General features: G+C 65.2%; 15 protein-coding genes. 6 read left to right on the forward strand and 9 right to left on the reverse strand.

Annotated elements, in window-relative coordinates; all coding sequences use genetic code 11:
• Window positions 1–3: 3 nt before the first annotated feature.
• Window positions 4–1,311: a TerD family protein gene (locus tag ACFVJ5_RS08540; protein ID WP_379219227.1), complete on the reverse strand. Its 1,308-nt coding sequence runs from the start codon at window positions 1,309–1,311 to the stop codon at window positions 4–6.
• A 178-nt stretch (window positions 1,312–1,489) separates the two neighbouring features.
• On the opposite strand from ACFVJ5_RS08540, the gene ACFVJ5_RS08545 reads away from it, so the two are divergent.
• Complete coding sequence (locus tag ACFVJ5_RS08545; protein ID WP_379219228.1) at window positions 1,490–2,386, forward strand: glucosyl-3-phosphoglycerate synthase; 897 nt, start codon at window positions 1,490–1,492, stop codon at window positions 2,384–2,386.
• A 42-nt stretch (window positions 2,387–2,428) separates the two neighbouring features.
• Here the strand turns inward: ACFVJ5_RS08545 and ACFVJ5_RS08550 are convergent, their stop codons facing one another.
• The 5 genes from ACFVJ5_RS08550 to ACFVJ5_RS08570 all read right to left on the reverse strand — a co-directional run bounded on the left by ACFVJ5_RS08550 (window position 2,429) and on the right by ACFVJ5_RS08570 (window position 9,505).
• Window positions 2,429–4,264: an ATP-binding cassette domain-containing protein gene (locus ACFVJ5_RS08550; RefSeq protein ID WP_379219229.1), complete on the reverse strand. Its 1,836-nt coding sequence runs from the start codon at window positions 4,262–4,264 to the stop codon at window positions 2,429–2,431.
• Between the two features lie 12 nt (window positions 4,265–4,276).
• A complete protein-coding gene (locus tag ACFVJ5_RS08555) occupies window positions 4,277–5,446 on the reverse strand; it encodes a type III polyketide synthase (protein WP_379219230.1) in 1,170 nt (389 codons plus the stop codon).
• A 45-nt stretch (window positions 5,447–5,491) separates the two neighbouring features.
• Complete coding sequence (locus ACFVJ5_RS08560; RefSeq protein ID WP_379219231.1) at window positions 5,492–6,958, reverse strand: fatty acid desaturase; 1,467 nt, start codon at window positions 6,956–6,958, stop codon at window positions 5,492–5,494.
• 252 nt (window positions 6,959–7,210) lie between these two features.
• Window positions 7,211–8,017 (reverse strand): LppX_LprAFG lipoprotein, encoded by an 807-nt coding sequence (locus ACFVJ5_RS08565; RefSeq protein ID WP_379219232.1) that lies wholly within the window; start codon window positions 8,015–8,017, stop codon window positions 7,211–7,213.
• A gap of 264 nt (window positions 8,018–8,281) precedes the next feature.
• Window positions 8,282–9,505: a cytochrome P450 gene (locus ACFVJ5_RS08570; protein WP_379219233.1), complete on the reverse strand. Its 1,224-nt coding sequence runs from the start codon at window positions 9,503–9,505 to the stop codon at window positions 8,282–8,284.
• A 216-nt stretch (window positions 9,506–9,721) separates the two neighbouring features.
• On the opposite strand from ACFVJ5_RS08570, the gene ACFVJ5_RS08575 reads away from it, so the two are divergent.
• Complete coding sequence (locus ACFVJ5_RS08575; RefSeq protein ID WP_379219234.1) at window positions 9,722–10,150, forward strand: pyridoxamine 5'-phosphate oxidase family protein; 429 nt, start codon at window positions 9,722–9,724, stop codon at window positions 10,148–10,150.
• Window positions 10,151–10,216: 66 nt separating this feature from the next.
• Here the strand turns inward: ACFVJ5_RS08575 and ACFVJ5_RS08580 are convergent, their stop codons facing one another.
• From ACFVJ5_RS08580 to ACFVJ5_RS08590, 3 genes are all read right to left on the reverse strand, one after another.
• Entirely contained in the window at window positions 10,217–11,110 is an 894-nt protein-coding gene (locus ACFVJ5_RS08580; protein WP_379219235.1) for a helix-turn-helix transcriptional regulator, read from the reverse strand.
• Between the two features lie 406 nt (window positions 11,111–11,516).
• Window positions 11,517–11,957 carry a hypothetical protein gene (locus ACFVJ5_RS08585; protein WP_379219236.1) on the reverse strand — a complete coding sequence of 147 codons (441 nt, stop codon included), beginning with the start codon at window positions 11,955–11,957 and terminating at the stop codon, window positions 11,517–11,519.
• 464 nt (window positions 11,958–12,421) lie between these two features.
• The gene (locus ACFVJ5_RS08590) at window positions 12,422–13,105 is read right to left on the reverse strand and encodes a cysteine hydrolase family protein (protein WP_379219237.1); all 684 of its coding nucleotides are present in this window, start codon (window positions 13,103–13,105) and stop codon (window positions 12,422–12,424) included.
• A gap of 447 nt (window positions 13,106–13,552) precedes the next feature.
• On the opposite strand from ACFVJ5_RS08590, the gene ACFVJ5_RS08595 reads away from it, so the two are divergent.
• The 4 genes from ACFVJ5_RS08595 (at window position 13,553) to ACFVJ5_RS08610 (ending at window position 16,376) form a co-directional block, all read left to right on the forward strand.
• A complete protein-coding gene (locus ACFVJ5_RS08595; protein WP_379219238.1) occupies window positions 13,553–13,921 on the forward strand; it encodes a DUF4440 domain-containing protein in 369 nt (122 codons plus the stop codon).
• Window positions 13,922–13,963: 42 nt separating this feature from the next.
• Complete coding sequence (locus ACFVJ5_RS08600; RefSeq protein WP_379219239.1) at window positions 13,964–14,533, forward strand: uridine kinase; 570 nt, start codon at window positions 13,964–13,966, stop codon at window positions 14,531–14,533.
• Between the two features lie 108 nt (window positions 14,534–14,641).
• Window positions 14,642–15,121, forward strand: coding sequence for a GNAT family N-acetyltransferase (locus ACFVJ5_RS08605; RefSeq protein WP_379219240.1), 480 nt, complete (start codon window positions 14,642–14,644; stop codon window positions 15,119–15,121).
• 499 nt (window positions 15,122–15,620) lie between these two features.
• Window positions 15,621–16,376, forward strand: a complete 756-nt coding sequence (locus tag ACFVJ5_RS08610) for a dienelactone hydrolase family protein (protein WP_379219241.1) — start codon at window positions 15,621–15,623, stop codon at window positions 16,374–16,376.
• The last annotated feature ends 64 nt before the right edge of the window (window positions 16,377–16,440 follow it).

The raw sequence follows: 16,440 nt of genomic DNA on the forward strand, positions 1-16,440 counted from the left end.
GACTCAGCGAGGGGTGGGGCACTGGCCTTCGTAGCGGCTCAGACCGAGCCCGTTGGCCTTCTTGCTGCGGCCTACGGGGCCGTTCTTGGCGGAGCGGACCCAGGTGCCGTCGGTGTCGAGGACGGGCATGCGTTCGCTGAAGGCTCGGCTGTAGTGGATGGTGCCGTCGACGGTGAGGATGCCGTCGCGCACATCGATGTGGGCGACGGTGGCCCAGAACGAGCTCTTGCCGTTGCCGATGATGACGGTGATCTGGTCGGCGTCCTTGTCGGGGAGGCCGTCGGGGCCGGGGCGGCCGTAGCGGACGCGGACGCGAGGGTTGCCGAATTTGTCGATGGCGCCGGCCCCGTTGTCCACGGATTGGTAGACGTTGAGCAGCAGGTCGCCGTTCTCGGTGGGGCGGACGGTGACCTGCTCGGTGGCGGGGAGATTGTTGGCGCCGGGGCCGCGGGTGTCGCCCTGGTGGTGGATGAACGGCCACTGTGTGATGTCGCCCTGGTGGCCCTTCTCGCCGCTGAGGACAACATAGTCGCCGGTCATCTCGTTGCGGCAGAAGAAGTACACGTCGAGGTCGCCCGTACCGAACTCGGTGACACGACCGTTCGCGTCGTATTTCGCGCCGCGGCCGTCCCATTCGAGGCCGACGGTCAGGACGTAGCCCGGATCGCCCTTGCGCAGGTCGATCGTCGCGCGCCGATCCGGCGAATCCTTGGTGAGCACGACATCGACCTTGCGCAGATCGACCGAGGGCGCCGGGGGCGTAATGCTCTGGGGTGCAGGAACTTCGGTCGCCTGCGACGACACGTCGGTCGGTTCTTCTTCCGCGTCGACGACGATGCCGTGATCGGTCGCGAACGCCGCCAGCCCGGCGCTGTAACCCTGACCGATCGCGTCGAGCCGCCACCCACTCCCCCGCCGATACAGCGCGACAGCTTGCAACACCGTTTCCGAATCCAGACCCGGCGGCACGAAACTCACCGATTGACTGGAACCGACAGCGCAGACCCGCAGCCCGGCGACCGCCCCGAACCGAATCCCCTGCGCCTCGGTACTCCCGGTGATCACCACCCGATGAATCTCGGCGGGCAGTGCCGAAAGATCGACCGCGACAACAGCATCGGACTCCAACCGAACACCCGGCGCCGCCGGATTGTTGAAGAACACGAAGTCGGCATCGGAACGCACCTTGCCGTCGGCGGTCAACAGCACCGCCGCGATGTCCACCGCCCCGGCAGGGCTGTCGAGATCCAGGCGCACCGTGTACCGCCCGTCGACGAGATCGGTCTTGGACCCTTTCGAAACCTCGACCATCGTTGCCGCACTCCCACTCATGATTTCTGCCCCTCCACCGGTCGGCTGAGCCCCACGGTACCCGCCGAGCCGGCCACCGGGTCCGCGTTCGGTGACCGGCACGGACCTGTAGGTATGTCCAAGGACGGCCGGAAAACCATTGGATTCCGTCACAGATCGAGACGCAGCGGTAGCGGGGGTGGCGAGTGTGTCGTTGACTGGCTGGATGGACATCCGTGAACTGATCGACCGTAAGGCGGGTCGTCGGGTCTCGGTGGTGGTGCCCGCACTGGATGACGAGGACACCGTCGCCGGGGTGGTCGCTTCGGTGAAGCCGCTACTCGGTGGGCTGGTCGACGAGGTGATCGTGCTCGATTCCGGGTCCGCTGATCGCACCATCGCGCGGGCGCGTGCCGCCGGGGCCGAGGTCTATACGCGGGAGCAGGCGTTGCCGGGGGTGGCGGTGCGGCCGGGCAAGGGCGAGGCACTGTGGCGGTCGATGGCGGTGTGTACCGGTGATCTGATCGTTTTCCTGGACGCGGATCTCGTCGAACCCGATCCGATGTTCGTGCCCACCTTGCTCGCGCCGTTGCTCGCCGACCCGCACATCGCCCTGGTGAAGGGCTTCTATCGTCGGCCGATGACCGATGACGCCGATGGCGGTGGCCGGGTCACACAACTGGTGGCGCGCCCACTGCTCACCGCGCTCGCGCCCGCGCTGGCCGAGATCATCCAGCCGCTCGGCGGCGAATGTGCCACCACGCGCGCGTTTCTGGGACAGATCTCCATCGCCAGCGGGTACGGCGCGGAGATCGGGATCCTGCTCGATTGCTGGCAGCGACGCGGTTTGTCGGCCATCGCCCAGGTAGACCTCGGGATCCGCGTGCACCGCAATCGGCCGACGCACGAACTCGCGGTGATGAGCCGCCAGGTCGTGGCGACGCTGCTCGATCGACTCGGCATCCGCGATTCCGGGATCGGTCTGGTGCAGTTCCTGCCCGGGGAAACCGGTTGGCGGCGAACGCCTTCCGAGGTGAGCCTGGCCGACCGGCCGCCGATGTCGCGCCGCATCGCCGAGTACCGCGACATCGCCTGACACACGAAAACGCCGGCCCCGCGCGGGACCGGCGTTCACGCATTACACAGCGACGAGACCGAAGTCGAGCTTCACCAATTGGTCGGCGCAATCGAAGTACCGGTCATCGTGGGTGATCACGATGACCGTCTTACCTCGGCGCTTCAGATCGGTGAGGATCTCGTGGTAGAACACGTCGCGGAACCGCGGCTCCTGATCGGCGGCCCATTCGTCGAAGACGTAGATCTGGCGGTCTTCGAGCAGGGCGGTGAGCAGGGCCAACCGCTTGCGCTGCCCCTGCGACAGGTCGACGGTCGACAACCGCCCGTCCTGCACCGTCACCTTGTGCGCGATCTGCAACTCGTCGAGATAACGCTGGACTTCGGCGTCGATACCGGGGCGGTCGAAACCCAGGTAGTCCTCGAACAGATGGAAATCGGTGAACACCGCCGACGAATTCTGCCGGTACCACTCGATGTTGTCGTGGTCGATCCTCTCCCCGTTGAGCGACAACGACCCCGAGCGTGGCACATACAGACCGGTGATGAGCTTGGCCAGCGTCGACTTCCCGCTGCCGTTGCCACCGACGATGAACGTGATCTGGCCCGGTTCGAAAACCAGGTCGATCGGGCCGAGACGGAAACCGGCGTCCTCGGACTCGTCGAGTCCGGGCGGCGGAGCCAGCGGGCGCACATCGACGCCACCGTGGTCGACCCAGTTCTTGCCGTTGACATCCACCTGACCGCCACCCGGATGCGCACCGGGGTGGGCGGGATGCGGATGCGGCGGCCTGCCGTCACCCTCACGCGGCGGCATCCCGGGACGCGGCGGATGCCCGCCCGGCCCGTGCGATCCCGGCGGCGGTGGCACCTGAGAGGGCGCCTCCGAACGATAGATGTAGCTGACGTTGGTCAGTTCCAGCTTGGCCTCCCCTGCCGCTGGACGCTCCGAATACGGCAGCGACTCCTCGTCGTGCAGTGTCGTCATCGACAGGTTCATCGCCCGGATCTTGGCCAGCGCCACATCACCACGCAGCAGATCGGGGATGCGGTGCATGAAGTTCTGCATCGGCATCGCCAGGAACGTGGTGACCAGCACGTAGCCGACCATCGTCTCGCGCGGCAGATCCAGTGCGGCCGCGATGACGAACAGGATCAGCGCCATCGTGCCCAGCTGCAACGCCTGGCCGAAGCCCTGGGCGTAGGAGAACTTCGAGCCCGCGTCGGTGTTCTGATCGCGCAGCGTGCCCGCAGAACCGAGCAGGTGCCGGTCCATGAAGTCACGACGCCGGCCACGGTGCAGCTTCAGTTCCTTGATGCCGAGGGTGACGGCCTGGAACGATCGCAGCAGCGCGTCCTCGTTCTCCCGAGCTTCCCGATAGATACCGCGGACCCGCTTGAGAACCAGTTCGACACACGCGATGCCGACCAGCGTGCCGCCGACCGTGACCGCGAAAATCGGTCCCGAGACCACGGCGAGGAACACGAAGCAGCCGACGATGGTCGCCACATCCACGCAGATCGAGGGGATGGCGGTCACCGCCTGCGACAGCGAACGCACGTCCTCGGTGAGCGTCGCCATCAGGCGATGCATGCCGAGCCGCTCGAGGTGTTCCAATGGGGCGGAGACGATTCCGGAGCTCAGGTCGCTGCGCAACCGGTAGATCGCGTCCTGGGACAGGCGAATCAGCAGAACCTGCGACAGCACACCGCTGACGAGGATCACCAGACCCGTGCCGCCGAAGCGCAGCAGCAGGTTGTCCGGCTGCGGGCGCGGCGAGACGACCGCGTTGATCAGCGTCACCAGATAGGTGTTGGCGGCGCCGCAGATCAGGCCGGCGGCGACGACGGCCGCGATCCTGGCCGGCGACAGCGCGGCGAGAAAACGGAGCAGATGCATGACCTTCGGCTCTCAGCTGCGGATGACATCGAACACGATGCCCTCGAGGGTGACACCGGGTGCGAACGAGAACGCCACACCGGTAGAGATCGGCGCCGCTGTCTGTGCGTCGCGGATCATCCGCTCCAACACGAAGATCAGCGAAACACTGAGCATGTTGCCGTGCTCGGCGAGCACCTCCCAGCTCGGCGCCGCCAGCTCGGCGGGAATGCCGAGCGAATGCGCCGACTCCTCGATGATGCGGGGACCACCGGGATGGATCGCCCACAACTCGATATCGGACTTGCCGAGCCCGTTGCGCGCCAGCACTTCCGACACCACCGGATCGACACCGCGGTAGATGTAGTCGGGCAGGCTGGTCGCCAACTCGCAGGTGATGCCCGCGTCCTTCACCCCGAGCACGATGCCGTCCTCGGCGTCGTCGAACAGGTGGCTGAAGCTGTCGCGGATCACGACGCTGCCGGCCGCGAGCGGCTTGTGCACCTGGTTGGCGCCGATCACCACCGCACCGCAGCCGTCACCGAAGAGGCTGTGGGTGATCACGTCGTTGACATCGTCGTCGAAAACGGCGTTGACCGAACTCAATTCGATGCACAGCACCATCGCCTTCTTGTCCGGGTGGGCCCGGACGTAGTCGACGGCGGCGCGAATGCCGTTCATGGCCGCGGCGCACCCCATGAAGTTGATGACCATCCGGCCGACCTTCGGCGACAGACCCAACTGCTTGACCACGGCGACGTCGACGCCGGGGGCGATGAAGCCGGTGCTGGTCACGAAGATCAGCTGGCCGATGTCCTCGGCGGGATCGTCCAGGCCGGCGACGGCGCGTGTGGCCACGTCGACCGCGAGCGGCACCGCGTGCTCGAAGAACAGGTTCATCCGCTCCCGGATGGTGCCCGGCTTGCGGCTGAACTCGAGGAAATCGGGGTCGAGTGGGTCGATGACGAGGTGCCGGGTGTCGATCCTGGTCTTGGCGTAGATCCGCGGAATGCGCTGGCGCTGTGCGGGATCGGAGAACAGTTCGGCGACCCGGCCCGCGTTGACGGCCTGATCGACGATCAGCGCGGGCGAACCGGTGGCGACCGCTTCGATCACGCCGACGGTCGTCGGCGGCGCGGGTGGTAGCAGGTCGTGCCCGCGCTCGACGTCGGGCGTGCGGAGCAGGTCAAAGGAAACAGACACGGGCACAAATCCTTTCGAGACAGAACAGAGATGGCAACGGCCGGGTCAGACGGTTCCGATGCCGGAGAAGCCCTGCGCGGTATAGGTGACACAGGTCTTCAACGCTGACGGTGCGCAGTGTTCGCGCACGAAACCCCACCGGTTCTCCTCGGCCTCACGGGAGGGCGCGAGCAGATAGGTCCGGCACAGCTTGGGGAAACGATCTCCGAAGAAGCTCTTGGCGGGCAGCCACTCCACACCGAACTTCGCGGCTTCCTCTCGCACCACGTTCTCCGACGCGATATTGGCAAAACCGCTGCGCTGGAACGGAAGTACGTGATGAGCGCGGTGTGAGCTCAGGCCTGCCGAGAGGAAGCAGTCGACGTACTTGTTGCCGACCACGGTCAGGTCGTAGGCCTGCTCGAGCTGGTTCACCGCCCAGTCCTCGGTCTCGGTGTGCAGTTCCTCGGTCGGAATCTCGAAGTCGTGGCTGGCCACCACCATGAAGGTGCTGATCCACAGCGTGATCACGAATTGCAGACCCCAGGCGAGCAGGTCGCCCGCGAACGCGAAGGCCACGAACTCGGCCACCAGCAGGAACCGCATCCCGAAGGAGCCGATGAAGTGCGGCAGCGCGCCACGCCAGCTGCCGTACATGTCCTTGATGCCCACCTTGCGGGTGAGTCGGCAGACGTCGAGGAGCCGAATGATCATGCCCGTCAACAGATGTCCGAACTTGTGCACCGTGTGCACCGGCACCCGGTACAGGCGCGGGATCTGCATCATCATCGTGAAGACGTTCTTCTTGATGTCGACTTCACTCTGGGTGTGCGGGTGGTGCAGCAGTGCGTGCCCGTCGGCGGTGACGAAAGACAGTGCGACATAGTTCATGTCGAAGGCGTTGACCGCGTACTTGTTCAAACCCTTCTGCGCGCGGTGGATCGCGTAGTGGCCGAACCCGGCCAGCGAGCTACGCAGCAGCACCATCGCGATCACGAAGGCGGGCAACGGCATCCAGCTCGTGTCGTAGAGACGCAGCGCCTGCACGGCGATGTAGGCGAAGATCAGCACGCCGACGACGATGTTGAACGCGCGGTCCATCCGCTTCAGCCGGGCAGCCAGCTCAGGCTCCTTGAGCCGGGCCTTCACCTGGTGCAGCAGATCGGCCTTGTTGTCGAACTTGTACTTCGGGGTGTCGTCCCAGCTGTTGAAGCCGTCCTTGAATAGGAAGTCGGGGGCGTTGTTCTTCGGATGGATGTCCTCGGGCGTGGCATCGCGACCGAGACTGTAACGCTCGATCATCCGCGCGATTTTTTCCGGATCACGGTGGTAGGAACCGATGATCGAGGTGATGTCGCGATTTTTCGTGCGGCCGATGAAGAATTCACCACCTGGATGCTTGGAGATCCAGTCACTCAGGTCGTAGGCTCTCCCGTTATAAACCCATACGTTGTTGACGGGAGGACGACCCCCCGGGCCCGGCGGTGGCGGGAGCTCGCGCTCCGCTTCATCAGGTCGATCATCGATCGTCATTAGTTCTTCCTCCGTGTCCGATCGGCGTCCGATGCGTGTTGCCTGCCGACCAGCGTCCCGACACGTATAGTCCTTGTGGCGCCTTGCATCTCGCTGAACATTCTCTTATTGGATGCGCACTCGTGCGTTCGTGATTCGCTTACCGCTGGCGACACCCAGACGACACACCGGCCCGGGGCTGCGGAGGGCACTGCGTGCCAGGTTCCGCTGACCCCGGACCGGTGTGGGTTGATCCGGTATTTCCGGCGAGTATCAGCCGGCGGGCTTGATGATGTTGACCGGCTTGGCCCAGTTCGACAGGCCGACGGTGACCTCGCCCTGATCCTTCTTCACCACGGCGCGAACGAGATTCGGGCCGTCGCCGGTGGACGCCGCGTCCGAGGGCTTGGTCGAATCGGAGGCAGGCGGGGCGGTGTCCTGGATCCACACGGTGATCGGCATGGTGCCCGCGTTCTGACCGATGCGCGGCACGATCGGGTCGATCACGGCGGAGTCGATGGTGCCGGAGACCTTGACGGTGTTGATGCCGTCGATCACCTCACGGCCCTCGGTCTTCGCGTTCTGGATGTTGGCGATCACGTTCGCGATGCCCTTGTCCTTGTCCAGGATGACGCCCGGATCGTAGACCTTCTCGGCCGGACCCGCCGGCACGTAGCGGCCGCCGGCCTGGGTGTAGAGGACCTTGTCCACCACAAGGAACTTCGCCTCGGTGAACGCGGCTTCGGGGGTGAGCTTGACCTTGGCCTCGCCCATCGCCGCGCCCGAGCCCTGGGTCTCGTTGGTGACGTCGGCGGAGACGGTTTCCACCGGCAGGTCGGGCAGGTTCTTGACGTTGATCTTCAGGTGCACGTTGTGCAGGGTCTGCGTGGTCTTCGCCGACTCCTTGACGATCTGCGCGCCCTCGGGCAGCTGGCCGGTGGGCGCCGGGCCCGCCGTGGTGGCCGAATCGTCTTTCGTGCAGCCGGATACGAGGGCCGCGCAGACCGCCGCCGCCGCGACGACCGAAGTGATGCCGGAACGTCGCGCGAAGCGCCGACGCGAGGTGGGGTTCGGTGTCATGTGGATCAAGTGTCATCCCCTGGAGATGGTCGTAATATCGGTATAGGGCAGCCGAAGACCATCGTTCATCTCTCGTGCTCCCCCGTCGGCGATAGTACCCGAGGAATTCGATTTGCGAGTTGTCTGCGCGCACATCCGATTTCAGATAACTGAGACACATCGCTGTCCGCTATTACCCCAGTTCAGACCAGTGTGCCGAACGGTCGCCAGGGATGCCTCCTCGCCACCTCCGCGGGACTGTGCGGAGGCGGCGAAGTCCAAGCGCTAGTCGCCGTGCAGCGACACCGGAACAGTGACGTGCCCGTTGGAGATGAAACTCGGCACGGGCGCCAGCTCGGCCTCGCTCGTTGCCAGGCTCATCCGGGGAAAGCGATCGAACAAGGCCGGCAACGCAATCGCGGCTTCCAGACGGGCCAATGATGCGCCGATGCAGTGGTGTGCCCCATAACCGAAGGCGAGGTGCTGCTCACGGGTGGCACGGGCGGGGTCGAACTCGGCGGTGTCGGCACCGTGCACCTTCGGGTCACGGCTGGCACCTGCGTACGAGGCCAGGATGGCCTCGCCCTTGCCGATCCGATACTCCCCGGCGATCTCGATGTCCTCGACCGCATACCGCAGCGGCAGGTGTGCCACCGGCGCCTGGAAGCGCAGCGTCTCCTCGACCACATCTGCCCATGACACCTGGCCCGCGGCCACCGCGGCACGCTGCTCGGGATGGGTGAGCAGGGCGACGATCGCCTGGTCGAGCAAATTGACCGTGGTCTCGTGGCCGGCGTTGATGACCAGCATCAAGGTGTCGACGAGCTCCTTCTCGGACAGCTGAGAGTCGTCCTCGTCGCGCGTGGCGATCAGCGCGCTGGTGACGTCGTCGCCAGGATGCTCACGGCGGTAGGCGACGAGTTCGCCGACCAATCCGTACATCTCGAGGTAGTTGGCCTGTGCTTGCTCGGCGGTGAAGGAGCCGTCGAAGAAGCCGTCCACGCACTTGTGCAGCCCGGGCCCCATCCCTTCGGGGACGCCGACCAGTTCGGTGATGACCCGGATCGGAACCGGATAGGCGAAGCCGCTCCGCAGATCCACCGGTTCGCCGACAGGGGCGGCCGCCAGTGCGTCGAGCAGGTTCTCGGTGATCTCGGCGATCCGCGGACGCAGCGCGGTACTGCGGCGATGGCTGAAAGCCGGGGAGACCAGTCGCCGCAGCCTGCGGTGGTCGGCGCCGTAGGCGGTGAACATGCTGTCCACCGCCACCCACGGCAGCAACGGCCACGCCTCGGTGATCTCACCGTTGACGAACGCCGCCCAGTGCTGCCTGGGGTCCTTCGAGACCCGAGGGTCGGCGAGCAGACTCCGCAGCACGGCCTGATCGGTGACCGACCAGGCGGGCACGCCGCCGGGCAGTTCGACCAGCGCGACCGGGCCACGCTGCTGAATGCGTGCCGACTCACCTTGGATGTCGGCGCCGGTCGTATCCAGCACGATCGGTTCCATGAAAATCTCCTCCACCAGGGTTTGCTGCCCGTAATCGGCAGTGCCGCAGCCAGTTTCGCCCGCGCGGTAAGGAACTTACCCGTCGGCAGGGAGGTTCCGGGGACGAATAGTGGCGCGATCGGCGGAAGCTGATCGGTAGCGTCGTATCACGACAGCCCTCACCCTCACCGATGCGGGTAGAACCGGGTGACGCCACACTCTTCGGAAAGGACCACGATGAGCACCGCAGCGCATTCGCTGACCGCCAAGGATATCGAGTTCCTCGGACGTCCCCTCTACGGATTTCTGTCCGTGGCAGGCGGACCCACACCGCCCCAGCCCCGGCCGGTGTGGTTCGAGGTCACCCCCGAGGGCACGATCCAATTGTTCACGCCCCCGGATTCGGTGAAGGTCTCGCGACTGCGGAGCGACCCCCGCGCCTCGATCGTCGTCACTGCCCCGGTGGGTGAACGCGAGCGCTGGGTTTCCGTCGCAGGCCACACCACCATGTCACCGGACGGAGCGCACGACCTGCTCTCCCGCCTGGCCGCTCGCTACTGGGACCTCGACGACGAAGGCCGAGCCGACGACCTGACCACGATGCTGGCCGACGACTGGCTGCGCGTTGTCATCGAGCCCGAAACCGTGAGCCGATACACGATGTGACGGCCGTTCCCGTCCGGTTCAGCGGTGATCGCACGCAGGGTCGGCGGTTGCTGTCGCACTTCGGCTTCAGCTCACGGTGTGCCACCGCGCGACGTGGTCGACCCAGGCTGTGTGACGTTGCTCGTCGGTCATCGCGAGCAGCGTGGTCAGTCTCGCGCCCTGCGCCTCGTCGACCGGGGTGAAGATCTGAACCCAGGCACCATCGGTCAGCGGCAGCGACAGGTTGGTGAGATGCATCGTGATCGAGCCGATGGCCAGGTGTTGGGCCTCTTTGATCAAGCTGACCGGCACCGCCACATCGTTGCTCGCCCACAGCGCCGCGAACGCTGGGCTGTCGGTCGACAATTCGTTCACCAAGCTCTGCCACGTCGGGTCATCGGCATGCTTGGCGTAGGCGCCGCGCAAGTAGGCCACCATCCTGCGCAGGTCATCAGCGTTGTGCGCGTAGGGATTACAGCAGTCAGGCGTCATGAACACCCGGCGCAGCACGTTGTCGGTGAAGCAGGGAAACAACGTCCGATAGGCGACGTTGTGCGCCAGCACATCGAATTTCGGGCTCACCAAGACCGCAGGCAACGGATCCAACTGTTCGAGGATGAGTGGCACACCCGGCGGGATCGCGGCGTCGGCGACCGTCGTGTTCGGCACCGTCGGCAGGTCGGCCAGTCGGTAGAGGTGGGCCCTTTCCGCCGGATCGAGCCGCAAGGTGCGCGATACCGCATCCAGCACTTGAACACTGGCGTTGATGGGCCGACCTTGTTCGAGCCATGTGTACCAGGTGATGCCGATTCCGGAAATCTGGGCGACTTCTTCGCGACGAAGCCCTGGCGTGCGTCTGCGCGGACCCGGCGGCAGACCGACGTCATCGGGACCGATCCTGGCACGCCGCGACTTCAGAAACTCCGCGAGCTGTGTCCTCTTCGTCTCGCGGACCGTGCCCACCCCGACCACATCCCTCATCGGGCCATTGTCGCGGACTTCGCTGCTGGTATCCAGGTGCTGCTGGTACCCGGATCGGCTCTCCGCAGAGCGGCTTCGGCTCCCTGCCCGAGACGTTCGGATACCAGTAGCGGTCGGCGGATTGCTCCACCGGCCCCACGCCCAGGGCAGGCGAGCCGCTCGCGCACGCTGCGGCGCCGCCCGGACGCTTCCCGTTTGTGGGACGACCACAGAATCTCTCGTTCCGGGTTGCCCTGGTCGGATCCTGTTTCGGGTGAGTACAGACGTTGCCCGGAATGTGAGGTGCTGTGCCCGTTGTAGCGGGCATTCGTGACCAGCCGTCGGCCGGCTACGCAGCGCGCGAGATAGATCGAGAATTCCGAGCTGCTGGTCAAGCTATGTCGCAGACCTGCCCACCGAGCCTCCGCTATTGGCCCTTCAACGCCCGATCGGCGCGGTTGACGAAGGTCGCGGTAGTGCACGTGCCGATCGCGAGGACGACCATCAGAATCTTCGCGGGCCAAGGCCCTTCGATGATGGCGCCCACCGTTCCCAGCAGGACGAGGCCGCCCGTGGTGACCAACATCGTGGTCGCCCTGGTCGTTCCGTTGATCTCGCCGCGCAGAATCCGCCGCGACGCCGTGAGCAGGCTGAGGGCGGGAATCCCGGGCAACAGCGCGACCACGCAGACGACGATCAGGTACTCAGGATTGAGCAGCCCGGACACCACGAGTCCGACAGAGCAGGCCACAAGCGCGATACCCAGCGCAATTCCGGCGGATCCGGCAAGGCGGGTCACTCGCCGAACCGCGGGCTCGTTCGCGTAGGGCGATTGCACGCCAGCCTGCGTCGAATCGATCTGAGACATTCGAAATCCCCCGTGTGACAGTTGAAATGGCGAGCGAGGACGGCTTTCCGCAGCGCGTGCCGACTGCCCGAATCCCCCGGCCCGTAGGCTACCGCCCACCCTCACCCCCGAACAACCCGACACTGAATACATTGTGCGAGTCACCAACCCAGCACCCCAGCGGATTCGCGGCCGCACACCGAAGCCGCCCTACGCCGAACCGTCGTTCGCGCGATGCGCTCGTCCGTGGTTGTGCTCGTGCCACTTTCGATACTTTCGACCGTGCGTCGAGCGGTTGGGGGTTGATCTGGCGGGCGATGACTTCGTGACCGCTGATCAGTGCGCGCGGGACTGGGCCAAGGTGTCGGGGTACCGATGAATCCGGCGCCCACACGACCGAGGCCTCGACAGTGAACTGGTAAATCGCCCCGAATGTCGCGCACCCGACATTGTCACGGTGATCGCCGAGCCGAAGGGCAGCCGGCTCAGCGTTCGACGAACGCCGGGTCCGACCAGTATTCGGGGTTTCGCCCGTAGTGGGGAGTCCGATAGGCGCGATCCCATGGCGCGTCTGGCCGGATCAGCTCACGCCAGGTGTCGACCTCGACGTAGATGACCCGCATCGAGTTCAACGCCGCGAAATGAAGGTCGGGTCCGTCAGTGCTGACCGCGTCCGCGGCGACCGCGACGGAGAAATTGTGTTCGAGCCCGGCCCGAACCGTCGCTTCGACGCAGACATTGGTCTGCAGTCCCGCCACAATCAACCGCTCGACCCGCAGACTCCGCAGCACCGGCTCCAATTCGGTCCACGCGAAGAAATTGTGTCTGGTCTTGGGTAGCACGACATCACCCGCCTTCGGCGCCACCGTATCCATGATCTGAGCGTTCCACCGGCGCTCGGCGTCGGTCAAAGCCGGTACACGAGAGTCACGCAGCCGGTGGTGCTGGGCAGACCTGGGGTTCGACGCGAGTTCCCCCGCGGTGCTGGGCTGCTGCTGCGAGTACACCACCGGCATCCCGGCCTCGCGCGCGGCCGCGAGCAGCCCAGCACACTCGTCGACGATCTCGGACAACCGCCAGATCGGCGGCCACCCCAGCGGATCGCGCAGATCCTGGCGCAGGTATCCGTTCTGCATGTCGATCATCAGCAACGCGGTGTTGTGAGACATCGTGCCCCCTTCCGATCGGGCGCGCCAGCGCCCTGTCGCCGAAGTTCGGCAGATCAACGCTACGGCCAAATGCTCTGTCGAAGAACAGGATTGACTATTCAGGCTGTCACTGCTGACATCGCCTCGGCACCCAGTGATCGTCACGGTGCACTGGCCACCCTGCTCACTTCTGCGACTCGGTCGGCCACGGCAACATGTTCGATGCGAACTGACGACCTCCCAACAGTGGGAGACGAGCCGTGGGCAAGCTCCGCTACCGCATCGCCGCCGCGAACCTGATGCCTCACCCCCACCACGGCTGACGCACTGCGGCTAACGCCCACGGCGTGGCAGTTGACAACCTGCGGGATCACCGGCCGGGCGGGCGGCGGTAGAAGGACCGTCGCTACTCCCCCAGCTGATGAAATCGGTTCGACTTCGACTGAGTCAGGAACGAAGATGCGGTGTATGTCGGATGAGCTGACCGAAGCAGTAGATGCTGCGATCACCCGTGAACTGCGACTCCTCGATCCGAAGGTGCGGTCGTCACCGGAACGCATCTCCGAGTTGCTCGATCCCGAGTTTTGCGAGATCGGCGCCTCGGGGCGCCGATGGAGCCGATCAGAGATCATCGCGGTGGTCGTCGAGCAGGCCGCGACGTCGGCCGAGCCGATCTCGGCGCTCGATATGCGCGGCGAACTTCTTGCCGACGATGTCGTCCATCTGACCTACACATCCGAATCCGATGGGCTTCGCGCCTTCCGGAGTTCGCTGTGGCGGCGGACGAAGCACGGCTGGCGACTGTACTTTCATCAAGGCACCGTGAGCGCGTCCTGAACTGCTGTTGCCCTACGACCACGTATATCAGGTTCGGAGACAATGACTCATCTGCGCGTTGACGACCTCGTCTCCCTCGTCGAGCGGAGCACGCCGCGGCTGGGCTCGACGAAGTTGGTCGCTGTGGACGGCCCCGGCGGCGCTGGGAAGTCCACACTTGCGGCACAGCTGGCCGCCGCCTGCGCCGCGACGCTGCTCCACACTGATGACTTCGCTTCTTGGGACAATCAATTCGACTGGTGGCCCCAACTCGAGCGGCAGATCTTGTCGCCGATCGCTAGTGGACGAGCCGGCCGGTATCAGCGCTATGACTGGGACGCACGGACTTTGGCGGAGTGGCACGATGTCGCACCACCTGTGGTCCTGATCCTCGAAGGGGTGTCCGCTGCTCGAGCGGCCGTACGCGATCGATTGTCGCTGTCGGTCTGGGTCCAAACTCCGCCGGAGGTAAGACTCGCCAGAGGGCTCGATCGCGACGGGGACGGTTCGCTTGCGCTGTGGCAGCGTTGGATGGCTGACGAGGACCGACACTTCGCCGCTGACCGAACTCGAGAACACGCTGATGTGATCATCAGAGGGCTAGCGAATTGCCCTCCACCGGAAACGGTCTGACCCCCGCGGGCCGCCTCGACCGCGACTTGCTGGCGCGCCGGCAAATCGGACTAGTGCTGACGAAGTGCCCACAGAAGTCTCGTCCGGAGATCTAGGCCTAGGAGCGCTGTGAACATCACACCCTTGCGAACCGACCACATCCAGGAAGTCCGCCTGCTGATGGAACTCGGCGAGCCCTACATCAGTGCTCGCACCGTGTCGGACTACTGGCTTTATGCCACCTTGTTTTCCACCACGTGCCCGGTCGCCATCGCCACCGACCGCTCCATCGCAGGCGCCGCGATCGCCTTCCGCAGTCAAGTTGATCCCCATGAGGTCTACATCCAAGACGTCATGATCCACCCAGCCCATCGACGCCACGGAATCGCCAGAGTTCTGCTGGAGAGCGTGCGGCACCAGGCACAACAATGGGGTTGCCGGCGCCTGTACCTGACTTCCGAGCCCGAGAACGATGCGGCGCACCAAACTTGGGCAACTCTCGGCTTCGAGAACGAACCGGGAGACTACGAGGTCAAGGGGGTCTCCGTGAAAGCCGGCTACAAAGGACCAGGTCGGGACCGCGCAGTGTATTCAATGATCCTGTCATGAGATGGGCGACTTTTCTGCGCCACCAGGTCGAGTCCGAACTGGCTGTCCTCCGCGCAGAACACCGCCGCCCGCAACCTCGGCTGCAGCTGCCGATGGAACCGGTCTCGGGCATGTCCCGTCAGATCATGCGACGCGTCGAAGAAGGGTCACCATGACGAGGTTGTTCGGATCATATACCCAGCTTCCGACGCATATTGGAATCCTTTGGCCTGGTTGCTGACGCTTGGATACCAGTTGGGAATACGGATACTTCGCTCGGAGAAGCGCAAGCTACTGAGCACACGCTTCAGATCGGCGAACGGGTCCTACTCGCGGCACTCCCGGCGTTCTTGCCGGCTCAGGTTGTTTGTGCTGACGAAACTGGTCGCCGCTGCGATGTGCTTGCGCTGAGTCGAATTCAGTGCGTGCGCAGATACAGGTCGTGAGCGGTTCGAGCGCCGGATCACCGCTGCGCGATCAGTAGATTGTGCTCAACTCGACGCGCTCAGGAGGTTCCGCCGTGGCGGTACACACGCTCGCCCTCAATGTGGCTACGGCCGACGGCAAGGCCGATTCGTTCCTCGCCTACCCCGACAACAACGCGCCCCACCCCGCTGTTCTGGTGTTCTCCGACGCGTTCGGGCTGCGGCCGGTGGTCCGGCGCGACGCCGAACGCCTCGCCGCCCATGGCTTCACGGTGCTCGTTCCGAATCTGTTGTACCGCAACGGTTCCGCACCGGTGGTCGACCTTCCCGATTTCATCGGGGCCGAGCGACGCGGCGAGATCTTCGGCCTACTGCGCCCGCTGCTGACCGCGTTGACACCCGAACTCGTCGTCGCGGACGCCGCCGCGTATCTGTCGTGGCTGGCCGATTCCCCGCTGACCACGGGTAACCCGGTAGGCCTTTCCGGATACTGCATGGGCGTGCGCCACGCACTGCACACCGCCGCCGCCTACCCCGACCGCGTGGCCGCGGTGGCCGGCTTTCACGGCGGCCGACTGGCCACCGAGGACCCCACCAGTCCGCACGCCGTAGTCGACCGAATCGCCGCCGAGGTCTATCTCGCGCACGCCGACGCCGACCCCGGACTCCCGCCGGAACAGATCGAACAGCTCGACGCCGCCTTCACCGCCGCCGGCACCACCTTCCGCACCGAGGTGTATCCCGGTGCCGGCCACGGCTTCACCCAATCCGACACCGATGTCTACAACGCCGAGGCCGATGCCCGCCACTGGAACGAACTGACCGACTTGTTCACCCGCGTTCTGCGCTGAACCTGTTTCCTAGGGCAGGTCCGGCCCGCGGGTTCGGCGACAACGATGGCCAGGGTTCGACTGG

Origin of the sequence: Nocardia sp. NPDC127606 (assembly GCF_042671725.1) — a bacterium.
Taxonomy (GTDB): domain Bacteria; phylum Actinomycetota; class Actinomycetes; order Mycobacteriales; family Mycobacteriaceae; genus Nocardia.

What these genes read in the sequence shown, in the direction of transcription:
- ACFVJ5_RS08560 (WP_379219231.1), bottom strand. Translation starts at nt 6,958, where the DNA reads ATGACGATCGATGATCGACCTGATGAAGCGGAGCGCGAGCTCCCGCCA.
- ACFVJ5_RS08550 (WP_379219229.1), bottom strand. Translation starts at nt 4,264, where the DNA reads ATGCATCTGCTCCGTTTTCTCGCCGCGCTGTCGCCGGCCAGGATCGCG.
- ACFVJ5_RS08590 (WP_379219237.1), bottom strand. Translation starts at nt 13,105, where the DNA reads ATGTCTCACAACACCGCGTTGCTGATGATCGACATGCAGAACGGATAC.
- ACFVJ5_RS08600 (WP_379219239.1), top strand. Translation starts at nt 13,964, where the DNA reads ATGACTCATCTGCGCGTTGACGACCTCGTCTCCCTCGTCGAGCGGAGC.
- ACFVJ5_RS08540 (WP_379219227.1), bottom strand. Translation starts at nt 1,311, where the DNA reads ATGGTCGAGGTTTCGAAAGGGTCCAAGACCGATCTCGTCGACGGGCGG.
- ACFVJ5_RS08570 (WP_379219233.1), bottom strand. Translation starts at nt 9,505, where the DNA reads ATGGAACCGATCGTGCTGGATACGACCGGCGCCGACATCCAAGGTGAG.
- ACFVJ5_RS08575 (WP_379219234.1), top strand. Translation starts at nt 9,722, where the DNA reads ATGAGCACCGCAGCGCATTCGCTGACCGCCAAGGATATCGAGTTCCTC.
- ACFVJ5_RS08595 (WP_379219238.1), top strand. Translation starts at nt 13,553, where the DNA reads ATGTCGGATGAGCTGACCGAAGCAGTAGATGCTGCGATCACCCGTGAA.
- ACFVJ5_RS08585 (WP_379219236.1), bottom strand. Translation starts at nt 11,957, where the DNA reads ATGTCTCAGATCGATTCGACGCAGGCTGGCGTGCAATCGCCCTACGCG.
- ACFVJ5_RS08580 (WP_379219235.1), bottom strand. Translation starts at nt 11,110, where the DNA reads ATGAGGGATGTGGTCGGGGTGGGCACGGTCCGCGAGACGAAGAGGACA.
- ACFVJ5_RS08565 (WP_379219232.1), bottom strand. Translation starts at nt 8,017, where the DNA reads ATGACACCGAACCCCACCTCGCGTCGGCGCTTCGCGCGACGTTCCGGC.